Source organism: Microbacterium ginsengiterrae (genome assembly GCF_014205075.1).
Classification (GTDB): Bacteria; Actinomycetota; Actinomycetes; order Actinomycetales; family Microbacteriaceae; genus Microbacterium; species Microbacterium ginsengiterrae.
Map to the genome: position 1 here is coordinate 2,499,847 of NZ_JACHMU010000001.1, position 19,997 is coordinate 2,519,843.

At 68.5% G+C, this 19,997-nt stretch carries 21 protein-coding genes; 15 read left to right on the top strand and 6 right to left on the bottom strand.

Annotated features, from left to right (window positions below; genetic code table 11):
- Nucleotides 1-2: 2 nt before the first annotated feature.
- On the top strand, nt 3-647 hold the full coding sequence (locus HD600_RS12085) for an FMN reductase (protein WP_184284847.1): 645 nt from the start codon (nt 3-5) through the stop codon (nt 645-647).
- A 62-nt stretch (nt 648-709) separates the two neighbouring features.
- Here HD600_RS12085 and HD600_RS12090 read toward each other — a convergent pair whose 3' ends face one another.
- On the bottom strand, nt 710-889 hold the full coding sequence (locus tag HD600_RS12090; RefSeq protein WP_144795433.1) for a DUF5302 domain-containing protein: 180 nt from the start codon (nt 887-889) through the stop codon (nt 710-712).
- Between the two features lie 145 nt (nt 890-1,034).
- Here HD600_RS12090 and HD600_RS12095 point away from each other — a divergent pair, with 145 nt between their 5' ends.
- Complete coding sequence (locus tag HD600_RS12095) at nt 1,035-2,246, top strand: ATP-grasp domain-containing protein (protein WP_184283903.1); 1,212 nt, start codon at nt 1,035-1,037, stop codon at nt 2,244-2,246.
- Between the two features lie 6 nt (nt 2,247-2,252).
- Here HD600_RS12095 and HD600_RS12100 read toward each other — a convergent pair whose 3' ends face one another.
- On the bottom strand, nt 2,253-3,425 hold the full coding sequence (locus HD600_RS12100) for an alpha/beta fold hydrolase (protein WP_184283905.1): 1,173 nt from the start codon (nt 3,423-3,425) through the stop codon (nt 2,253-2,255).
- A 180-nt stretch (nt 3,426-3,605) separates the two neighbouring features.
- Between HD600_RS12100 and HD600_RS12105 the strand changes: the two genes are divergently transcribed.
- The 5 genes from HD600_RS12105 (at nt 3,606) to HD600_RS12125 (ending at nt 8,976) form a co-directional block, all read left to right on the top strand.
- Entirely contained in the window at nt 3,606-5,879 is a 2,274-nt protein-coding gene (locus HD600_RS12105; RefSeq protein ID WP_184283907.1) for a polyribonucleotide nucleotidyltransferase, read from the top strand.
- A 182-nt stretch (nt 5,880-6,061) separates the two neighbouring features.
- The gene (locus HD600_RS12110) at nt 6,062-7,087 is read left to right on the top strand and encodes an aldo/keto reductase (RefSeq protein WP_244963946.1); all 1,026 of its coding nucleotides are present in this window, start codon (nt 6,062-6,064) and stop codon (nt 7,085-7,087) included.
- Between the two features lie 77 nt (nt 7,088-7,164).
- Nucleotides 7,165-7,767 (top strand): histidine phosphatase family protein, encoded by a 603-nt coding sequence (locus HD600_RS12115; RefSeq protein WP_144795429.1) that lies wholly within the window; start codon nt 7,165-7,167, stop codon nt 7,765-7,767.
- A gap of 19 nt (nt 7,768-7,786) precedes the next feature.
- Nucleotides 7,787-8,536, top strand: a complete 750-nt coding sequence (gene dapB / locus HD600_RS12120; protein ID WP_184283909.1) for a 4-hydroxy-tetrahydrodipicolinate reductase — start codon at nt 7,787-7,789, stop codon at nt 8,534-8,536.
- On the top strand, nt 8,533-8,976 hold the full coding sequence (locus HD600_RS12125) for a hypothetical protein (RefSeq protein WP_184283911.1): 444 nt from the start codon (nt 8,533-8,535) through the stop codon (nt 8,974-8,976). Before dapB ends, HD600_RS12125 begins: the two co-directional genes overlap by 4 nt.
- 33 nt (nt 8,977-9,009) lie before the next feature.
- Here the strand turns inward: HD600_RS12125 and HD600_RS12130 are convergent, their stop codons facing one another.
- The 3 genes from HD600_RS12130 to HD600_RS12140 form a co-directional block, all read right to left on the bottom strand.
- Nucleotides 9,010-9,435, bottom strand: a complete 426-nt coding sequence (locus tag HD600_RS12130) for an OsmC family peroxiredoxin (protein WP_184283913.1) — start codon at nt 9,433-9,435, stop codon at nt 9,010-9,012.
- Between the two features lie 68 nt (nt 9,436-9,503).
- Nucleotides 9,504-10,085: a DUF4395 domain-containing protein gene (locus HD600_RS12135; RefSeq protein ID WP_184283915.1), complete on the bottom strand. Its 582-nt coding sequence runs from the start codon at nt 10,083-10,085 to the stop codon at nt 9,504-9,506.
- Nucleotides 10,082-10,546 (bottom strand): TlpA family protein disulfide reductase, encoded by a 465-nt coding sequence (locus HD600_RS12140; protein ID WP_260980449.1) that lies wholly within the window; start codon nt 10,544-10,546, stop codon nt 10,082-10,084. The genes HD600_RS12135 and HD600_RS12140 overlap by 4 nt, the downstream gene beginning before the upstream one ends.
- A 102-nt stretch (nt 10,547-10,648) precedes the next feature.
- Between HD600_RS12140 and HD600_RS12145 the strand changes: the two genes are divergently transcribed.
- From HD600_RS12145 to HD600_RS12155, 3 genes are read left to right on the top strand one after another with little or no spacing between them, the layout of a single operon-like run.
- Entirely contained in the window at nt 10,649-11,458 is an 810-nt protein-coding gene (locus HD600_RS12145) for a thymidylate synthase (RefSeq protein ID WP_144795424.1), read from the top strand.
- Entirely contained in the window at nt 11,455-11,931 is a 477-nt protein-coding gene (locus HD600_RS12150) for a dihydrofolate reductase (protein ID WP_144795423.1), read from the top strand. The genes HD600_RS12145 and HD600_RS12150 overlap by 4 nt, the downstream gene beginning before the upstream one ends.
- A complete protein-coding gene (locus tag HD600_RS12155; RefSeq protein ID WP_184283917.1) occupies nt 11,931-12,692 on the top strand; it encodes an SDR family NAD(P)-dependent oxidoreductase in 762 nt (253 codons plus the stop codon). Before HD600_RS12150 ends, HD600_RS12155 begins: the two co-directional genes overlap by 1 nt.
- A 36-nt stretch (nt 12,693-12,728) precedes the next feature.
- Here HD600_RS12155 and HD600_RS12160 read toward each other — a convergent pair whose 3' ends face one another.
- The gene (locus HD600_RS12160; protein WP_184283919.1) at nt 12,729-13,262 is read right to left on the bottom strand and encodes an NUDIX domain-containing protein; all 534 of its coding nucleotides are present in this window, start codon (nt 13,260-13,262) and stop codon (nt 12,729-12,731) included.
- Between the two features lie 56 nt (nt 13,263-13,318).
- Here HD600_RS12160 and dapA point away from each other — a divergent pair, with 56 nt between their 5' ends.
- The 5 genes from dapA to HD600_RS12185 all read left to right on the top strand — a co-directional run bounded on the left by dapA (nt 13,319) and on the right by HD600_RS12185 (nt 19,912).
- The gene (gene dapA, locus HD600_RS12165; RefSeq protein ID WP_144795420.1) at nt 13,319-14,296 is read left to right on the top strand and encodes a 4-hydroxy-tetrahydrodipicolinate synthase; all 978 of its coding nucleotides are present in this window, start codon (nt 13,319-13,321) and stop codon (nt 14,294-14,296) included.
- 65 nt (nt 14,297-14,361) lie between these two features.
- Nucleotides 14,362-16,038 (top strand): ribonuclease J, encoded by a 1,677-nt coding sequence (locus HD600_RS12170; RefSeq protein ID WP_144795419.1) that lies wholly within the window; start codon nt 14,362-14,364, stop codon nt 16,036-16,038.
- 78 nt (nt 16,039-16,116) lie between these two features.
- Nucleotides 16,117-18,855 (top strand): FtsK/SpoIIIE family DNA translocase, encoded by a 2,739-nt coding sequence (locus HD600_RS12175; protein WP_184283921.1) that lies wholly within the window; start codon nt 16,117-16,119, stop codon nt 18,853-18,855.
- On the top strand, nt 18,855-19,433 hold the full coding sequence (pgsA, locus tag HD600_RS12180; RefSeq protein ID WP_184283923.1) for a CDP-diacylglycerol--glycerol-3-phosphate 3-phosphatidyltransferase: 579 nt from the start codon (nt 18,855-18,857) through the stop codon (nt 19,431-19,433). Before HD600_RS12175 ends, pgsA begins: the two co-directional genes overlap by 1 nt.
- The gene (locus HD600_RS12185) at nt 19,430-19,912 is read left to right on the top strand and encodes a CinA family protein (RefSeq protein ID WP_184283924.1); all 483 of its coding nucleotides are present in this window, start codon (nt 19,430-19,432) and stop codon (nt 19,910-19,912) included. Before pgsA ends, HD600_RS12185 begins: the two co-directional genes overlap by 4 nt.
- Nucleotides 19,913-19,997 lie beyond the last annotated feature (85 nt).

The window sequence follows — 19,997 nt, forward strand, 5'->3', positions numbered from 1 at the left end:
CCATGGCCGCACGTCGCATCGCCGTGATCTCGGCCGGACTGTCCAACCCCTCCTCGACCAGGATGCTGGCCGATCGGCTCGCGAAGGCGACGGTGGCGCAGCTTTCCGAGCACGACATCGAGGCCACGATCGATGTGATCGAACTGCGAGAGCTCGCGCACGACATCACCGACAACCTGCTCACCGGTTTCGCGCCGGCCGCGCTCGAGTCGGCGATCAACTCCGTGTACTCCGCAGATGCGCTGATCGCCGTGACGCCGATCTTCTCGACGAGCTACTCGGGTCTGTTCAAGTCGTTCGTCGACGTGCTCGATCCCGACGGCCTCGGCGGCAAGCCGGTGCTCATCGGAGCGAACGCCGGAACCGTGCGGCACTCGCTCGCCATCGACTACGCGATCCGCCCGCTGTTCGCGTACCTGCACGCAGAGGCCGTCTCCACCGGTGTCTTCGCCGCATCGAGCGATTGGGGAAGCGGCGGCGACGAGGTCGCGCCGCTGAGCGCGAGGGTCGAGAAAGGCGCGAAGGAGCTCGCCGAGGCGATCGCCCGCAAGGATGCCGCCCGTTCGAGCGACCCCTTCGACCCCGCGACCTATCTCGGCGAGGGGCGGTCCTTCGGGCACCTGCTGGGAGGTCTCGCCGGGGAGTGACCGATACCGCACACGGATGAGGAAGGCGCCGACCCGTTCCAGGGTCGGCGCCTTCGCTGTGGTCAACCGCTCTTGCGTCGGAACTCGCGTCGCGTCTGCGGGGCGTTCACCGCGTGAACAGCGGAGTCGCCGTCCAGATGCGACTCACCGTTGCGGTGGTGAGCGTTCTTCTTCTCGAGCGCTTCCTTGAACTTGCGCTTGATGTCCTCTGACGAGGGGGTCGCGCCTTCTTCGGTGCTCATGGGTGTCAGCCTAGTGTGCTCCTCACATCGGCGGAAAGATCCGCAGCCCGCGGGGGAGCGTCGCGTCGATTCAGGAGAATGCTTCTCGGATAGGGTGGCCTCGACCGGCCAATGACCCGACTGGCCCCTGAGGAAAGAGATCTGCATGCGCGTACTCGTCACGAGTTCCCGGAACACCTTCGCCTTGGACATCATCCGCAAACTGGGGAGCCTCGGCCACACGGTCGTTGCCAGTGACACGTACGGGGGCGCTGTCGGCAGCCACTCGAAGTACCTCGCCGCGCACGCCGTGACGGCATCGCCTCGTTTCGACACCGACCGGTTCATCGATGACATCAACAGGATCGTCGCGGAGCACGAGATCGAGTTGATCATCCCGACGTTCGAGGAGGTCTTCTACCTCGCGGCGCGGATCGCCGACCTCCCGGCCGGTGTGCGGCTGTTCTCCGGGTCGTTCGACAGCCTCGCACGCCTGCACGACAAGGCGAGCTTCAAGCGCCTCGTCGTCGAGGCAGGGGTTCCGGTGCCGGAGACGGTCGTCGCGACGGATGAGGAGTCGCTGAAGGAGGCGATCGAGCGTTTCCCGCGCTACTTCGCGCGGGCGGCCTTCTCCCGCGGCGGCGTCGGTCTGCTCACCAACACGGGTCCGTTGGCCGGGAACTTCGCTGTCGAGGACTGCAAGCCGACTCCGGACCAGCCGTGGCTCGTCCAGCCGTTCGTCGACGGTCCCATGGTCTGCACCTACAGCACGATCGTGAACGGCCGCGTCACCTCGCACTGCACGTACCGGGCACCGGAGCAGTGGGCGCACAGCACGGGGATCACCTTCCTGGCGATCGACAGCACGGACACCCTGGCGTACACCCAGCGCATCGTCGACGCGCTGGGGGAGGACTTCACCGGACAGCTCTCGTTCGACTTCGTCGACAACGACGGACAGCTCTACGCGATCGAGTGCAACCCTCGGCCCACCAACGGCGTGATCCTGCTGGAGGCCGATGACTTCGCCAAGGCACTCACCGGCGATGTCTCAGAGCCGATCGTCGTCGAGCCCGGTGTCGAGCGTCAGGTGTCGCTCGCCGTGCTCGCCGATGCCTTCGTCGAGCCGCTCCGTCACCTCCCGACGTCGCTGCACGACCTCCTCCACGTCAAGGATGTCGGGGCCGGCTGGCACGATTCCCTTGCCACGCTGTGGAGCCCGGCGACCCTCGTGCACGGCGCCAAGCTCGGCCGTGGACAGCACAAGGAACTCCTCGGAGCGCTGGGCGACGACATCGTGTGGAACGGCGAGCCGATCGACGGCATGACCGAGGCCGACGCCGAGGCTCTCGAGAGCGTGCACGCGCAGCGCGTCTGAGCCCCTTCAGCGGCGCCGCAGGCCGCTCTCGATGCGGACTGCGGCGGCGAGAAGCGTCGTGAAGACGGCGGACAGCCCGCGGCGGGGCAGACGGTCGAGCTCCTGACTCCTCGTCGCAAGGGCACGGTGCCGACCGCGCACGAGGAATCTCACGGCGTTCAGGAACGCCGCCGGGTGCGTGTCGAGTGCACTGTGCCCGTTCCGGATCGGCACGGCGACGGCATCGCGCGCCTCGGCGGCGATGCGCCGCGCGATCACCGGGGGAGTGCGCAGGTCCCGATCGCCGACCAGGAGCATCAGGGGCCAGGGGAACCGCGCCGCTTCTCGCGCGAGATCGTACGGTTCGCCGGCGAAGGCGGGGAAGCGTCCCGCGAGGGGTGCGTACGTGAGTGCGGGATCGAGCGGCAGGCCGTCCGCGGCCGCTCCGTAGTCGAGTTCGCGGAATCCGATCGCCCCCGCCGCGGCGAACTCGTAGTGGCCAGGGACCTCCGCGATCGACTCGTCACGCGCGGCGTACGCCTCCAGTGCCCACCACGCGGGACTCAGCCGGCCCCGCAACTGGTTGCGCAGCAGAGGGCGCAGCAGACGCTCGCCGCCCAGCTCGTGCGCTGCGCGGGCGACGTCGAGAAGTCGACGATCGTCGGCGCCCCGTGAGCGCAGGCGGCGCACGGCCGTGGCGATCTCGGTGTCGGCATCCCAGAAGAGCTCGCGGATGGCCTCCCGCTGCTGGACGATCTCATCCGCCGACTGCAGAGCGGAGTCGAGAAGCATCCCGGCGACCCGGTCGGGGTGTCGAGCCCCGAACGACGACGCGAGATAACTGCCGTAGGAGGAACCGGCGATGAACGCAGTGTCCACCCCCTCTGCGTCGAGCACAGCGGCGATGTCGTCCACGACCTCGCAGACCCACATGGCGTCGTGCGGAAGGCGTCGCCCGTCGAGACCGTTGCGCGATCGCCCGACGCCGCGATGTTCGACCATGATGAGGTCGAGTCCGCCGCGCGCCGCCGTGCGGCGCAGGGAGCGGTACGGGGCGATCGACCCCAGGCCCGGCCCGCCCGGGATGACGACGACCGGCGTCGGTGTCCGCGGACCGGAGCGCACGTAGGCGAGATCGAACGCCGGCGAGGCGCCCATCGCGGGGCGGCGCACGCTGAGGACTCGGCCGGCTGACGTCATGCGAGCAACCCTATGACAGCGAAGTCCCGTTCCCGGCGCTGCGGAGCGGGGCTTCACAGGGCGCGCTGATATGGTGAGCGTGGACTGCTGTGCGCAGTTCGCGTGCGCGCGTGCGCACGGGTACGTATGATCTCGGTCGTCACACGGACGGACGAGTCTAAACAAAGAAGGAGAGACCTCTTGGAAGGTCCTGAAATCACTGCCGCCGAGGCCGTTCTCGACAACGGCCGCTTCGGCACCCGCACTGTCCGCTTCGAAACCGGTCGCCTCGCTCAGCAGGCGCAGGGTTCGGTTGCGGCCTACCTCGACGGAGAGACGATGATCCTCTCCGCGACAAGCGCAGGAAAGCACCCGCGCGAAGGCTTTGACTTCTTCCCGCTGACCGTCGACGTCGAAGAGCGCTCGTACGCAGCAGGAAAGATCCCCGGCTCGTTCTTCCGTCGTGAGGGTCGTCCCTCCACCGAGGCGATCCTGGTCTGCCGTCTGATCGACCGTCCGCTGCGCCCGTCGTTCGTCGACGGTCTCCGCAACGAGGTCCAGATCGTCATCACCGTGCTGTCCATCGCACCCGGCGAGTACTACGACGCCCTCGCGATCAACGCGGCATCCGCGTCGACGCAGATCTCCGGACTGCCGTTCTCCGGCCCGATCGCCGGTGTGCGCCTCGCGCTCATCCCCGGCCAGGGCGAGCACGCGGACCAGTGGGTCGCGTTCCCGAACGAGGCGCAGGTCGCCGAGGCCGTGTTCGACCTGATGGTCGCCGGCCGCGTCGTCACGAAGGCGGACGGCTCCGAGGACGTCGCGATCATGATGGTCGAGGCCGAGGCCACGGAGAACAGCTGGAACCTCATCAAGGCTGGCGCCGTCAAGCCGAGTGAGGACATCGTCGCCGGTGGTCTCGAGGCCGCCAAGCCGTTCCTCAAGCAGCTCGTCGAGGCGCAGGCCGAGATGGCGAAGCACTCCTCGAAGGAGCCGGGTGTGTACCCGGTGTTCGCGGCGTACGAGCAGGCGACGTACGACTTCGTCGCGGCCACTGCGACGGCCGACCTCGAGAAGGTCTACCAGATCGCCGACAAGATCGAGCGCCAGACCGCCGACGATGAGGTCAAGGACCGCGTCAAGGCAGAGGTCGCCGCAGCGATCGAGGCGGGCACGCTGCCCGAGTCCGCCGCAGGTGAGGTCTCCGGTGCGTACAAGTCGGTCACGAAGAAGATCGTGCGCGGTCGCATCCTCTCCGAGGGCGTCCGCATGGACGGCCGTGGGCTGGCGGACATCCGTCCGCTCGACGCCGAGGTGCAGGTCATCCCGCGCGTGCACGGATCGGCGATCTTCCAGCGCGGCGAGACCCAGATCATGGGTGTCACCACGCTGAACATGCTGAAGATGGAGCAGCAGATCGACTCGCTGTCGCCCACCACGAGCAAGCGCTACATGCACCACTACAACTTCCCGCCCTACTCGACCGGTGAGACCGGCCGCGTCGGTTCGCCGAAGCGTCGCGAGATCGGGCACGGCTTCCTCGCCGAGCGCGCCCTCGTGCCGGTGCTGCCCAGCCGCGAGGAGTTCCCGTACGCGATCCGCCAGGTGTCCGAGGCTCTCGGCTCCAACGGCTCGACGTCCATGGGTTCCGTGTGCGCGTCGACCCTGTCGCTGCTGAACGCCGGTGTGCCGCTTCGTGCCGCCGTCGCCGGCATCGCGATGGGCCTCGTCTCCGACGAGGTCGACGGCGAGACCCGCTACGCCGCCCTGACCGACATCCTCGGAGCCGAGGACGCCCTCGGTGACATGGACTTCAAGGTCGCCGGCACCAGCGAGTTCATCACGGCGATCCAGCTGGACACCAAGCTCGACGGCATCCCGTCCGACGTGCTCACCGGTGCACTCACGCAGGCCAAGGACGCGCGCCTGACGATCCTGAACGTCCTGAACGCGGCGATCGACGCTCCTGACGAGATGGCGCCCACCGCGCCGCGCGTCATCAGCGTGCAGATCCCCGTCGACAAGATCGGCGAGCTGATCGGCCCGAAGGGCAAGACGATCAACGCCATCCAGGACGAGACCGGCGCACAGATCTCCATCGAGGAGGACGGCACCGTCTACATCGGCGCGACCGACGGCCCCTCGGCCGAGGCCGCTCGTGCGCAGGTCAACGCGATCGCGAACCCCACCAACCCGGAGGTCGGCGAGCAGTTCCTCGGAACCGTCGTCAAGATCGCCACGTTCGGTGCGTTCGTCTCGCTGCTTCCCGGCAAGGACGGTCTGCTGCACGTCACCGAGGTGCGCAAGCTCGCCGGTGGCAAGCGCGTCGAGAACGTCGATGACGTCCTCTCGGTCGGCCAGAAGATCCTCGTGAAGATCACGAAGATCGACGACCGCGGCAAGCTGTCGCTGGAGCCCGTCCTGGACGACGCTCCCGCCGAGGCTGCAGCCGCGTCGGACAGCGCCGAGGCGTAAGCCTTTCGTCGGTAGGCCCGGATCCCACCCCCTCGGGGCGGGATCCGGGCCTTCGTCGTACCAGTCGTGACCGAAACGTTATCGGAAGTTCGTCCTCGGGGCTTCGCAATGGGCGGGCGCATCGTCGATCTCCTCTACTCTCGAAGTACGCACGGAGGGTGCGCACCGTGGGGGTGGTGACGATGCGAATGTTCGGCACAGAGACGGCCGAGCATGACGCACGCGTCCCGGCGGCGGCAGAGCATCCCTCGGCACCCATTCCGGTCGTCGGGCCGGGGATCGGCGAGAACATCCGCATCCCGTTGGGGGAGAGCGGCCTGAGAACCTTCCCCCTCATGTTGGGCGCGGCGGAGTTCGGCTGGAACGTCGATCTCGAGACGAGCCATGCGATCCTCGATCGCTACGTCGAGTTCGGCGGGAACGCCGTCCACACCGCCGACGGGTTCTCCGGCGGGCGCAGCGAGCACATCATCGGTCAGTGGCTCCGGTCGCGCGGTCTGCGCGACAGCGTGGTGCTCGGCGTGCGGATCGGCTCCCACGCCGACAACCCCGGTCTCGGACCGACGAACCTCGTCCGCGCCGTCGAGGCGTCACTCACGCGCCTCGGAGTCGAACGCATCGACGTCATGTACCTCGACGCGACGCTCGACCGTTCCACGAACATCGAGGACACCCTCGCGACCGTCGAGTGGCTCCGCGACGCCGGCAAGGTCGGAGTCGTCGGCGCATTCGGGTTCGCGCCGGAGCAGCTGGTCGAGGCGCGCATCCTCGCATCAGCGGGGTACCCGCGGCTCGAGGTCCTCGACGAGCCGTACAACCTCGTCCGACGCGGCGCGTTCGAAGGTGACCTGCGCCTCGTCGCGGGAGCCCAGGGCCTCGCCGTGACACCGTCGCACGCCCTCGAACACGGGTTCCTGTCGGGCCGGCACCGCAACAAGGCCCATGTGTCGCGCGGAGTCCGCGGGGAGCAGCTGCGCAGCCAGCTGAACCGTCGCGGCATCCGCATCCTCCGTGCGCTCGACCAGGTCGCCGCCGAGGTCGACGCGCCGGTCGCCGCGGTCTCGATCGCGTGGCTCCTCGCGCAACGCAGCGTCGTCGCGCCGATCGTCAACAGCTTCGCCACGGCGCAGGTCGACGAGCTCATGCAGGGCGCCGGCGTCGTCCTGTCGCCCGCGCAGTTGGCCGAGCTGACGCGCGCGGGAAACTGACCGGAGCGCCCCGACGTCCGCAACTGCGGTTAGGGTGGAAGCGCCCCAGCGGATGCTGGCGACGAAGCGAGCGGGTTGTGACGCATTACATCTATCTAGTACGACACGGTGAACACCAGGACGCCGAGCACGGCGTCGACGACGGACCCCTCTCCCCACGGGGCCAGCGGCAGGCGGAGCTCATCGCCGACCGCCTCTCCGGGCTCCCGCTCGACGCGGTGTGGCATTCACCGCTGCTGCGGGCGAACGAGACCGCTCGCGCGATCGCGGAGCGCCTCCCGTCGGTCACGCCGACCCCGTCCGCGCTGCTGTTCGACTGTGTACCAACAGGGATGACCGAAGAGACCCCGTCCGTCTACGAACCCTTCTTCGGGTCCGTGACCGATGCGGAGATCGAAGCGGGGAGTGCCCAGATGTCCGACGCGGTCAGCGAGTTCCTCGTCCGCAAGCAGGGCGATGTCCACGAGGTGCTCATCACGCACAACTTCGTCATCGCCTGGTTCGTCCGGGAGGTCCTCGGTGCTCCGGAGTGGCGTTGGATGACACTCAACCAGGCGCATTGCGGGCTGACGATCATCGCGCAGAAGCAGGGGCGACCGTGGACGCTGGTCAACCACAACGAGCTGAGCCACCTGCCGGTCGAACTGCGCACCGGCATGCCGGACTCGCTGCCCGTCTGAGCGCAAATAGACTGGACGCATGACCAAGCACGTGGCCCTCGTGGGCGGCTCCGGCAAGCTCGGCAGCATCATCGCCGAGGTGATCGAGGGTCTCGACGGCTTCGAGATCGCCCGTGTCCTGACCTCGTCGAGCGATCTGAGCGAGTTGGACGGCGCCGACCTCGTGATCGACGCATCGACGCCGCAGGTGAGCGTGGATGTCGTCCGCGCCGCCATCGAGCGCGGTGTCAACGTCCTGGTCGGCACCTCCGGCTGGTCGGCCGAGCGGATCGCACTCATGCGCCCGCTCGTGGAAGCGGCGGGGACCGGCGCCGTCTTCGTGCCGAACTTCTCGCTCGGATCGGTGCTCGGTTCCGCTCTCGCCGGCGCAGCGGCGCCGTTCTTCTCGTCGGTGGAGATCGTCGAAGCGCACCGCGACACGAAGATCGATTCGCCCAGCGGCACCGCGGTGCGCACCGCTGAGCTCATCGCAGAGGCGCGCGCGGATGCCGGGGGTCCTGTCGAGGCCCCGCACGCCGACCAGCGTGCCCGCGGTCAGCAGGTCGCGAGCGTCCCGGTGCATTCCCTGCGACGTCCCGGTGTCATCGCCCGGCAGGATGTGATCCTCTCGGGCCCCGGCGAGTCTCTCACCATCAGCCACGACACCGTCGAACCCGCACGGGCGTATGCCCCCGGCATCCGTGTGGCCGTCCCGTTCGCCGCCCAGGCGCAGGGCATCGTGGTGGGTCTGGAGAACATGATCGACATCGGCATCCGGGCGCGATCATGATGGCGCGCGCCGGTGTGATCGTCATCGGCCTCTGCCTCGTGCTCTACTTCGTGCTCACGGGGCAATGGGCGTTCCTCTACATCGCCAGCGGTGAGCCGATCGGGATCGCGATGGGCGCCGCGCTCATCGTGCTTCCGCTGATCGGGGCATGGGCCCTCGTGCGCGAGATCCAGTTCGGGTTCCAGGCCGAACGCCTCGGCACGCGGCTGGACGGCGAGGGCGGGATGCCCGTCGCCGAGACCGAGATCAGTCCGAGCGGGCGGGTGTCCCGAGCCGATGCGCAGCCGCTGGTGCAGCGCTACCAGGACGAGGCGGACGCCGCGGCTGACGATTGGCGTGCCCGGTACCGTCTGGGTGTCGTCCAGGATGCGGCGGGGCGTCGCAAGGACGCCCGCGCCAGCATCCGCGAGGCGATCCGTCTCGCCAAGGGCGCCGACTGAGGCGCGCACTGCGGAGCACGCCTCAGCCGACACTCAGGCGAGTGTGGCCTCGAGGGTGATCTCGATGCCGGACAGTGCCTGCGAGACGGGGCACCCGGCCTTCGCGCCTTCGGCGATCTCGCGGAACTCCTCCGGCGACAGCCCTGGAACGGTCGCGTTGACGTTCAGGTGGCTACCGCTGATGCCGACGCCGGGGGTGAAGGTCACCGACGCGGTCGTGTTCACGCGCTCGGGCGGAGTGCCGTTCTCGGCGAGGGCGTGGGAGAGCGCCATGCTGAAGCACGAGGAGTGTGCCGCGGCGATCAACTCCTCGGGCGTGGTCGTCGTGTTCGACCCCTCGCTGCGGGCCTTCCAGTTGATGGGGAAGGTGCCGAGGTTCGACGAGGAGAAGGCGACGTTGCCCGCCCCTTCCATGAGAGACCCGTTCCAGGTGGTGGTGGCTTCGCTCGTGACAGGCATGGTTCCTCCGAGGTCGTGGCGGATGTCCGCTCAGCCTATCGGCGACGACGCCGCGCGCACACCGCCGCTCATGCCGTGGGCGTCGCGCGGCCGGTGAGGCCGGCGCGCTGCAGGAGGAGATAGATCTGGCACCCCAGGCAGAAATCGAATGCGGCGTTGAGGAACGCGGCGACGAGAGCCGCCCCGGCGGCGATCGGAAGGGCCAGCGGCACTCCGGCGAGATGCAGCAGCAACCCGGCGGTCACCACCGTCAGTCCGACCCCCTGCGCGAATCGCGGCGGGCGCCGGTCCTCGAGCTCGAGCGGTGCAGAAAGACGCGGCCGCACGACGCGGCGGAAGAGCACGCCCCAGGGGGCTGTGCGAGGAGAGAGCACGCCCCAGAGGAACAGCAGCGCGATGACGGTGAGCAGCAGGAATCCGGGGTCGAGTGCGCGCTTTGCGAGCGACGCGACGGGAAGTGCCCAGACACTGCCGCCGACGAACGCGAAGTCGGTCTCCGAGAGAGGCTGGTACGCGATCCAGCCGAAGGACGGCAGCTGCGCCGTCGACACCCCGATCAGGCTCAACACCAGGGCGACGAAGAGCAGCGCCGACGTGATCGCCGCGGCGAACCGCGGACCCCTCGGATCGATGCCTGCAGGTGCGCTCATGACTGCTCCAGTCTGTCGGGGACGGCGGCTCTGTCGGGGACGGCGGTGTGGACCGAGGCGAGTGCCTCGTCGATCGAACGACGGTCCGGCACGCCGCCCCACCTGGCGAGCACCGCACCAGAGGCGTCGACGAGGAACGTCGTCGGGGTCTGCAGCACGCGGTGACGGGTGGCGAGATCGCTGCGGTGGGTGAGGTCGATCTCGGCGTGGGCGACGCCGTCGTACTCCTCCGCGATGCCGCGGAGCAGGCGCCTCACCTGCGGGCAACGCGTGCACAGTTCCGTGCTGAACTGCACGAGCGTGGCGACCTCGGCGAGCCGCCGGCCGTCCAGGTCCTCCGGTCGCACGCGGGTCGGCCCGCCTGCCCGTCGACGGCCGTTGCGCGCTCGAGCGATCAGCCCGCACGCGACGGCGAGCACGACGACGCCACCGGCGATGATCATGGCGGTGGAGAGGGGCACTCCCCGAGACTAATCGGCGGTCGGGTGCCGAGGGCCGATGTGACAGTGCATGACGGCGTACGATCCGCCCCGCCGGCCGCTTCGCCGGGTATCGTGTGAGGCATGAACGAAGCCGTCCCGACGCCGTACGAAGACCTCCTCCGCGACGTGCTCGAGCACGGTACCCACAAGGACGATCGCACGGGGACGGGCACGCGCAGCGTGTTCGGCCGTCAGATCCGCTTCGACCTGTCGGAGGGGTTCCCGCTGATCACAACCAAGCGCGTGCACTTCAAGTCGATCGCGTACGAGCTCCTCTGGTTCCTGCGCGGCGATTCCAATGTCTCGTGGCTGCAGGAGAACGGCGTCACCATCTGGGACGAGTGGGCCGACGCCGACGGCGACCTCGGGCCGGTCTACGGCGTGCAGTGGCGGTCGTGGCCGACGCCGGACGGTGGTCACATCGACCAGCTCGCCCAGGTCATCGAGCAGATCACGCAGACTCCGGACTCACGGCGGCTCATCGTGTCGGCGTGGAATCCGGCCGACATCCCCGACATGGCGTTGGCGCCCTGCCACGCGCTGTTCCAGTTCTACGTCGCCGACGGGCGACTGTCGTGCCAGCTGTACCAGCGCAGCGCCGACATGTTCCTCGGGGTCCCGTTCAACATCGCCAGCTATGCGCTGCTGACCATGATGATCGCGCAGCAGGCCGGGCTGGAGCCGGGAGACTTCGTCTGGACGGGAGGCGACTGCCACGTGTACGACAATCATGTCGAGCAGGTACGCGAACAGTTGACGCGCGACCCGTACCCGTACCCCCGTCTGCGCTTCGCACGCAGGCCGGAATCGATCTTCGACTACACGTTCGACGACTTCATCGTCGAGGACTACCAGCACCACCCGGCCATCCGCGCGGCGGTCGCCGTATGACGTGGGTGGGGCTGATCTGGGCCGAGGCCGCCGGCGGGGTCATCGGCGCCGAAGGCGGCATGCCGTGGCACGTGCCGGAGGACCTGGCGCACTTCAAGGACATCACCGTCACCGCGCCCGTGGTCATGGGACGCAAGACCTGGGACTCGCTCCCCGAGCGCTTCCGTCCGCTGCCCGGCAGGGAGAACATCGTCATCACCCGGCAGCAGGACTGGCAGGCCGATGGTGCGCGCCGAGCGCCTGATCTCCACGCGGCCGTCCGCGGTCTCGAGAAGGTGTGGATCATCGGCGGTGCGGAGATCTTCGCGCAGGTCATCGGTGACGCCGACCGGCTCGAGGTCACCGAGCTCGATCTCGAGGTCGACGGCGACGCGTACGCACCGTCGAAGTCGGGCTGGAGAGTCGTCGACGAGGGGGAGTGGAAGACGTCACGAACCGGCGTGCGGTACCGCTTCCTCGGATACGAGCGCTGATGCCCGTCGCACTCATCACCGGCGCCAGCGCGGGCCTCGGCGAGGAATTCGCCCGGCAGCTCGCCCGACGTGGGGCGGATCTCGTGCTCGTGGCCAGGTCGGCGGAATCGCTCGACGCGCTGGCGGCGCGACTGCGCGATGAACACGGCGTCGCGGTCGAGACGCTGCCGGCCGACCTCGTCACGGACGACGGGGTGCAGCGGGTCGTCGCCCGTCTGTCGGACGGGCAGGATCCGATCGACCTGCTCGTGAACAACGCCGGCTTCGGGCTTCCCCTTCAGTTCGCGGACAACGACATCGAGGACGAGGCGCGCCACCTTCGCATCCACGTCGAAGCCCCCATGCGTCTCATGCACGCCGCGCTCGGGAGCATGCGAGGCCGCGGAGGGCGCATCATCAACGTCGCCTCGGTCGCCGGGTTCATCTCCCGGTCGACGTACTCCGCCTGCAAGCAGTGGCTGATCGGCTTCAGCCGCTGGGCGAACACCGAGTACGCCGTCGACCGCGTCAGCGTCACGGCGCTGTGCCCCGGGTTCACCCACACGAGCTTCCACGAACGCATGGGACTGCCGAAGGGCGAAGAAGGCATCCCCGCGATCGCGTGGCTCGATGCCGAGAACGTGGTGCGAGAAGGCCTCCGTGACGCCGCGCGAGGCAGAGCGGTGTCGATCCCGTCGCTGCGCTACAAGGCCGTCGTCGCGCTGACGAAGGTGCTGCCGCCCTCTCTCACGGCTCGCGCCGCGCGCCGTGGGCGAGTCTGAGCATCCAGGGACGGATGGACGCAGCGGGCGGGGCGATCAGCGGAATCGGCCGAGGTGGATGCCCGCGTACGCGAGTGCCGCCACCGTCTCCCCGTCGGTGATGCGGCCGTCGGCCACCATCTGCAGCGCCTCGGCGAACGGTACCCACGCCACGTCCTCGATGCCCTCGTCGTCATGCGGGGGCTCGCCCGCGGCGCTGAGCCCGCGGGCGAGGAAGACGTGCTCGGGCGCAACAGTGACGCCGTTCAGAGCGTTCATCGTGCCGATCGCGGTCCAGTGCTCGGCCTGGAGCCCTGTCTCCTCGAGCAGCTCTCGACGGGCCGCGACGAGCGGGTCCTCCCCGTCGGTGCCGCCGGCGGGCACCTCGATGGAACGTCCGATCGTGTACCGGTCGAGCGTGATGAGGCAGATGCGCTCGAAGTCGTCCACCGCGACGACGAACACGGCGGGATGACGCAGGGTGACCACTCCGTAGATCCCGTCTCCCGACGGACCGGTGACGTCGTCCTCCCGCACGGAGATCCACGGGTTCTCGTACACCGTGCGGGATGCGTTCGTCAGCCAGGCCATGGACGAGAGCCTATCCGGAGAGGTCTGCGGGGGTCGGAACCGATACGCTGGAGGGCATGACGCACTCGGGCAATCCCTTCGGGCAGGTTCTCGTCGCGCTCGTCACTCCGATGACGGCCGACGGTGAGGTCGACTGGGACGCCACAGAGAAGCACATGGACGATGTCATCACCGCGGGAGCGGACGGCATCGTCGTCACAGGGACGACGGGGGAGACCTCGACCCTCACCGACCCGGAGAAGCTGCGCCTCGTCGAGGTCGGCAAGTCCGTCGCGGCGGGCAGGGCGAAGATCATCACGGGCGGCGGATCCAACGAGACCGCGCACGCGATCGAACTGTACAAGGCCAGCGAGAAGGCCGGCGCCGACGGCATCATGATCGTCACGCCGTACTACAACAAGCCCACTCAGGCCGGCATCCTCACGCACTTCCGTCTTGTCGCAGACGCCACCGATCTGCCGGTGATCCTGTACGACATCCCCGGACGCACCGGCGTGCCGATCAAGTACGAGACGATCCTGCGCCTGGCGAAGCACCCGAACATCCTCGCCGTCAAGGACGCCAAGGGCGACTTCAGTGAGGTCAGCCGCGTACTCAACCAGACCGACCTGATGTACTTCTCCGGCGACGACGCCAACGTCCTCCCGCACCTCTCGATCGGCGCCTCCGGCCTCATCGGAGTGACCGCGAACATCACGGCGACGCCGTATCGGACGATCGTGGACGCCGTGAACCGCGGCGACCTCGCGACCGCGACCGCAGAGCACAAGCGCCTCGAGCCGCTCGTTCGCGCGACCATGACGCACGTGCCGGGTACCGTGTCGGCCAAGTACATCCTCCACGGCCTCGGCCGCATCTCCAGTCCCCGCGTCCGCCTGCCCCTGGTGGGGCCGGAGGAGTGGGAGGCCGCGCTCATCGAGGACGAGCTCGCGCTGGTCTCCGGTGTGCCCGGTGCTGATTTCTCCAACTTCCGCCCCGACCGCAACGCGGCCGCGGGCGGCGCGCTGCCGAAGGTGCACGGCACGACGCGCTGAGACGACGGGCGCAGAGCGCGCCCACTGCAATACGGACACCGCACGTGTCCGACTGAGGAGACTGAATGTCCATTCCCATCGCCGTCCCTGAACCGCTCGCGGAGGGAACGCTCCGCGTCATCCCGCTCGGCGGCCTCGGTGAGGTCGGCCGCAACATGACCACGTTCGAGTACGACGGCAAGATCCTGATCGTCGACTGCGGCGTGCTCTTCCCTGAGGACCACCAGCCGGGTGTCGACCTCATCCTGCCCGACTTCGAGCCGATCAAGGATCGCCTGGACGACATCGTCGGCGTCGTGCTCACGCACGGTCACGAGGACCACATCGGAGCCGTCCCGTACCTGCTCCGACTCAAGAGCGACATCCCGCTGATCGGCTCCGGCCTCACCCTCGCGCTGGTGGAGGCCAAGCTCAAGGAGCACCGGATCAAGCCGTTCACGCTCACGGTGCGCGAGGGTCAGCAGGAGAAGGTCGGTCCGTTCGATCTCGAGTTCGTCGCCGTCAACCACTCCATCCCCGACGCCCTCGCCGTCGCGATCCGCACCCCCGCCGGCCTCGTGCTGGCCACCGGCGACTTCAAGATGGATCAGTTGCCGCTCGACGGCCGCATCACCGACCTGCGAGCCTTCTCCCGACTGGGCGAGGAGGGCGTCGACCTGTTCCTGGTGGACTCCACCAACGCCGACGTCCCCGGCTTCACGCCGACGGAGCGCTCGATCGGGCCGGTTCTCGACCAGGTGATCGCCAAGGCGCAGCGCCGGGTCATCGTCGCGAGCTTCTCCAGCCACGTCCACCGTGTGCAGCAGGTCCTGGATGCGGCACACGCGAACGGCCGTCGCGTGGCGCTGCTCGGGCGCAGCATGGTACGCAACATGGGCATCGCGGCCGATCTCGGGTACCTCAAGGTGCCCGAGAACGTGCTCATCGACTACAAGAAGGCCAAGGACCTGCCGGACGACCGGATCGTCTACATGTCCACCGGTTCTCAGGGGGAGCCGATGGCGGTGCTCAGCCGCATGGCCAACCTCGACCACGCGATCGAGCCGGGGGAGGGTGACACCGTCATCCTCGCCTCGAGTCTCATCCCCGGCAACGAGAACGCCGTGTACCGCGTGATCGACGGGCTCACGAAGCTCGGCGCGAACGTCGTGCACAAGGCGAACGCCCGCGTCCACGTCTCCGGTCACGCCGCAGCCGGCGAGCTGCTGTACTGCTACAACATCCTCAAGCCCAAGAACGTCCTCCCCGTCCACGGCGAGTACCGGCACCTGATGGCGAACGCCAAGCTCGCGCAGGAGACCGGCATCCCGGTCGAGAACACGCTGCTCGCGTCGAACGGCACGATCATCGATCTCAAGGACGGCCAGGCGCGCGTCGCCGGCCAGTACGACATCGGGTTCGTCTACGTGGACGGGTCGACCGTCGGCGAGATCACGGATGCAGACCTCAAGGACCGTCGGATCCTCGGCGAGGAGGGCTTCGTCTCGATCATCGTCGTGGTGGATGCCGCCACCGGCCGCATCATCACCGGTCCGGAGATCCACGCGCGCGGCATCGCCGAGGACGACGCGGTGTTCGACGACGTCGTCCCGAAGATCGTCAACGCGCTCAAGGAGGCCTCCGGCAACGGCGTCCGCGACACCCACGCGCTCTCGCAGGTCGTGCGACGGACCATCGGGCGCTGGGTGAACCAGAAGCTGCGGCGCCGTCCGATGATCGTCCCGCTCGTGATCGAGGCCTGACCCGTCCGTACGGCGCGGATCAGGCGCAAAGCCGCGTCATTGCGCGGCAGTGTCGGGGCCGGAACGTAGTCTTTCGGTATGGCCAGGAGCACCACGAAGACCTCGCGCGCGTCGGAGAAGTCGTCATCGCGCGCGAAGGCGCAGACGGCCCCGACGAAGAAGATCCCCGCGACGCCGAAGAAGTACATCGACGACGTCGACAAGGCGCCCGTCGCGGTGCGGATGTGGAACGGGCTCGCCCACGGTGTCGGCGGCCTGTTCCGCGCATTCGGACCCGAGGCGCTCGAGAAGGATCAGCGGCGCGACGGCTTCCCGTTGCTGCTCGTGATCCTCGCCTGCCTCGGAGCGGTCGACGAGTGGTTCTTCATCGGTAACGAGGTCGCCCAGAACATCAGCGCCTTCACCGTCGGTGGCCTCATCGGTCGCACGGCGTTCCTCATGCCGGTGCTCCTGCTGTTCCTCGCCGGATGGCTGTTCCGGCACCCCTCGTCCGTCCACGACAACGGCCGGATCGGGATCGGCTTCGGGCTCTTCGTGATCTCCATCGCCGGCATATGCCACGTCGCAGGCGGCCAGCCGGAACCGAGGGAGGGCATGCCCGCCCTGAGCGCGGCCGGTGGCCTGTTCGGGTGGATGCTCGGTCAACCCCTCACGTACCTCACCGATGTCGTCGCCTACATCGTGCTCGGACTGCTCGCCGCGCTGAGCATCCTCATCATCACCAAGACCCCGCCGAACCGGATCGGTGCGCGCCTCGGCGACCTCTACGCCTGGATGTTCGGCGCCGAGCGCCCCGTCCCCGCGGCCGAGGCTCCCGTCGAGGAGACTCCGGCCGATGAGGCAGACGATTCGCTGCCCTGGTGGCGTCGCAACAAGACGGGCCGTGAGGAGGATCCCGATGAGGGGATCGGTTCGCAGGACCTCACCGAACTCCTCACTCCGAACGACGATGCGGTGGACAACACCGCGTACGACCAGGCCGTCATCCTCGCCGACCCCTCCGATGCAGCCACCGAGGTCCTCACCGATGTCGAGGGCGTCATGGCCGGCCTCGGCGCTCGCGGGAACACCGGGTTGCTCGACGACTCGGGCGACACCGGCGAGCAGCCGGAGCTTCCCGGTCTCTCCGGCTTCGGCACCGACGGGCCGGGGGAGCGGGGCCTGCAGGCACCGAGCACTCCCTATGTGCTCCCGTCGCCCGGTGTGCTGAGTGAGGGCCCGCCGTCCGTCGCACGTTCCGAGGCGAACGACCGGATCGTCGAACAGATCACGAGCGTGCTGAGCCAGTTCAAGGTCGACGCCAAGGTCACCGGGTTCTCCCGCGGGCCGACGGTGACGCAGTACGAGGTCGAGGTCGGCCACGGCGTCAAGGTCGAGAAGATCACGCAGCTCAGCAACAACATCGCCTATGCGGTCGCGTCCAATGACGTGCGCATCCTCTCGCCGATCCCCGGCAAGAGCGCGATCGGAATCGAGATCCCCAACACGGACCGCGAGACGGTCGCCCTCGGCGACGTGCTCCGCTCCGCTGCGGCGCACAAGAGCACCCACCCGCTCACGGTCGGTGTGGGCAAGGACGTCGGCGGCAACTTCGTCGTCGCGAACCTCGCGAAGATGCCCCACCTGCTCGTCGCGGGTTCCACCGGCTCCGGTAAGTCGAGCTTCGTGAACTCGATGATCACGAGCCTGCTCATGCGGGCGCGCCCTTCGGACGTGCGCATGGTGCTCATCGACCCCAAGCGCGTCGAGCTGACCAGTTACGCCGGTGTCCCGCACCTGATCACGCCGATCATCACCAACCCGAAGAAGGCAGCCGAGGCGCTGCAGTGGGTGGTGAAGGAGATGGACATGCGGTACGACGACCTCGCGTCGTTCGGCTTCCGTCACATCGATGACTTCAACAAGGCGGTGCGCGCCGGCGAGGTGGAGGTGCCCGTCGGCAGCGAACGCGTCCTCAAGCCGTACCCGTACCTGCTCGTCGTCGTCGACGAGCTCGCCGACCTCATGATGGTCGCCCCGCGCGATGTCGAGGACTCGATCGTCCGCATCACCCAGCTCGCCCGCGCCTCCGGCATCCACCTCGTGCTGGCGACGCAGCGACCCAGCGTCGACGTCGTCACCGGTCTCATCAAGGCCAACGTCCCGTCGCGGCTCGCGTTCGCCGTGACGAGCGTCACCGACAGTCGCGTGATCCTCGACGCGCCGGGCGCGGACAAGCTCATCGGTCAGGGCGACGCCCTGTTCTCGCCCATGGGGTCCTCGAAGCCCTTCCGCCTGCAGGGCGCGTGGGTCGAGGAGAGCGAGATCGACGCCGTGGTCAAGCACGTGACGGCTCAGGCGCGGCCGGAATACCGCCCGGACGTCCAGGAGGCGCTGGATCCGGCGAAGAAGAAGGAGGTCGACGAGGACATCGGTGACGATCTCGAGGTGCTGCTGGCGGCCGCCGAGCTCGTCGTCTCCTCGCAGTTCGGTTCCACCTCGATGCTGCAGCGCAAGCTGCGGGTCGGCTTCGCGAAGGCCGGACGCCTCATGGACCTGCTCGAATCGCGCGAGATCGTCGGACCATCGGAGGGCTCGAAGGCCCGTGACGTGCTGGTGACCGCCGAACAACTCCCGGCCGTGATGGCCAAGCTCCGCGGCGAGGATGTTCCGGCCGCCCCGGCACCGTCCGCTGCACCGGCGGCAGCCGCTCATGCCGCACCTCCGGCGTCGGTCGACTACGGCCGCGACCCGATCGAGGCGCAGTTCGACGGGCTCCCCGTTGTCGACGACGGTGAGGGCGACGAAGACGCCTGGGGCCTGACGGGACGCGACTGATGGCGATTCCTCGGCAGCTGCCCAACGCGATCACGATCGCCCGCATTCCGCTCGCGGTCGTCTTCTTCATCCTCCTCCTGCTGGGCGGAACCCACGGTCTCGACGACATCGTGATCCGGTGGGTCGCCGGCGCGCTGTTCGTGTTGGCGATCTCGACGGACTGGGTCGACGGATACCTCGCTCGCCGTTATGACATCGTCAGCGACTTCGGCAAGCTCTGGGATCCGATCGCCGACAAGCTCCTCACCGGCGCCGGATTCGTCGGGCTCGCCATCCTCGGTGAGTGGCCGTGGTGGGTCGTCATCATCATCCTGCTGCGCGAGTGGGGGATCACCGTCCACCGGTTCATGGTCGCGAGCGATCACATCGTCGCCGCCGCATGGATGGGCAAGGTGAAGACCGCGTTCCAGGCCGTCGCCCTCGGCTGGTGGTTGCTGCCGCTGCATGAGCTCATCGGCATGGACTGGTGGACCGGCATCGGCCTCGTCCTCATGTACGCGACCCTCGTCCTCACGGTCGCGAGCGGCATCGATTACGTCGTGTCCCAGGTCCGGGGCGCGCGGGCCGAACGGCGATGAGCACGGCAGCCGAGTTGGTCGCCGCGCTCGCCTCGCGGGGTTGGACTCTCGGGGTCGCGGAGTCGTTGACCGGCGGCGCACTGACGGCGGCTGTGGTGTCCGTGCCGGGAGCCTCGCAGGTCCTGCTCGGCGGAGTCGTCGCATACGCCACACCGGTGAAGCACTCGGTACTCGGCGTGGACGCTGCGCTTCTGGAGGCCCGCGGTCCCGTGGATCCGGACGTCGCCACGCAGATGGCCGACGGTGTGCGCGCCGCCGTCGCGGTCGACGAACGCCCGGCCGATGTGGGACTGTCCACGACGGGCATCGCCGGCCCGGACTCCCCGGACGGGCAGCCGGTCGGCACCGTGCACATCGGTGTCGCCACGCCTGCGGGGACGCGGACGCGCGCCTACCTCTTCCAGGGAGACCGGTCGGCCGTGCGGGCGCAGTCGGTGGATGCTGCGATCGAGCTCGCGCTCTCTGTGCTCGGGGAATAGGGGCAGGTGCGCCCGCGTTGTCATCTTTGTGTCGTTCTCAACGAAACCACAGCGTAAGACGGTAGCGTTTCCGGTGTCGTGTCGC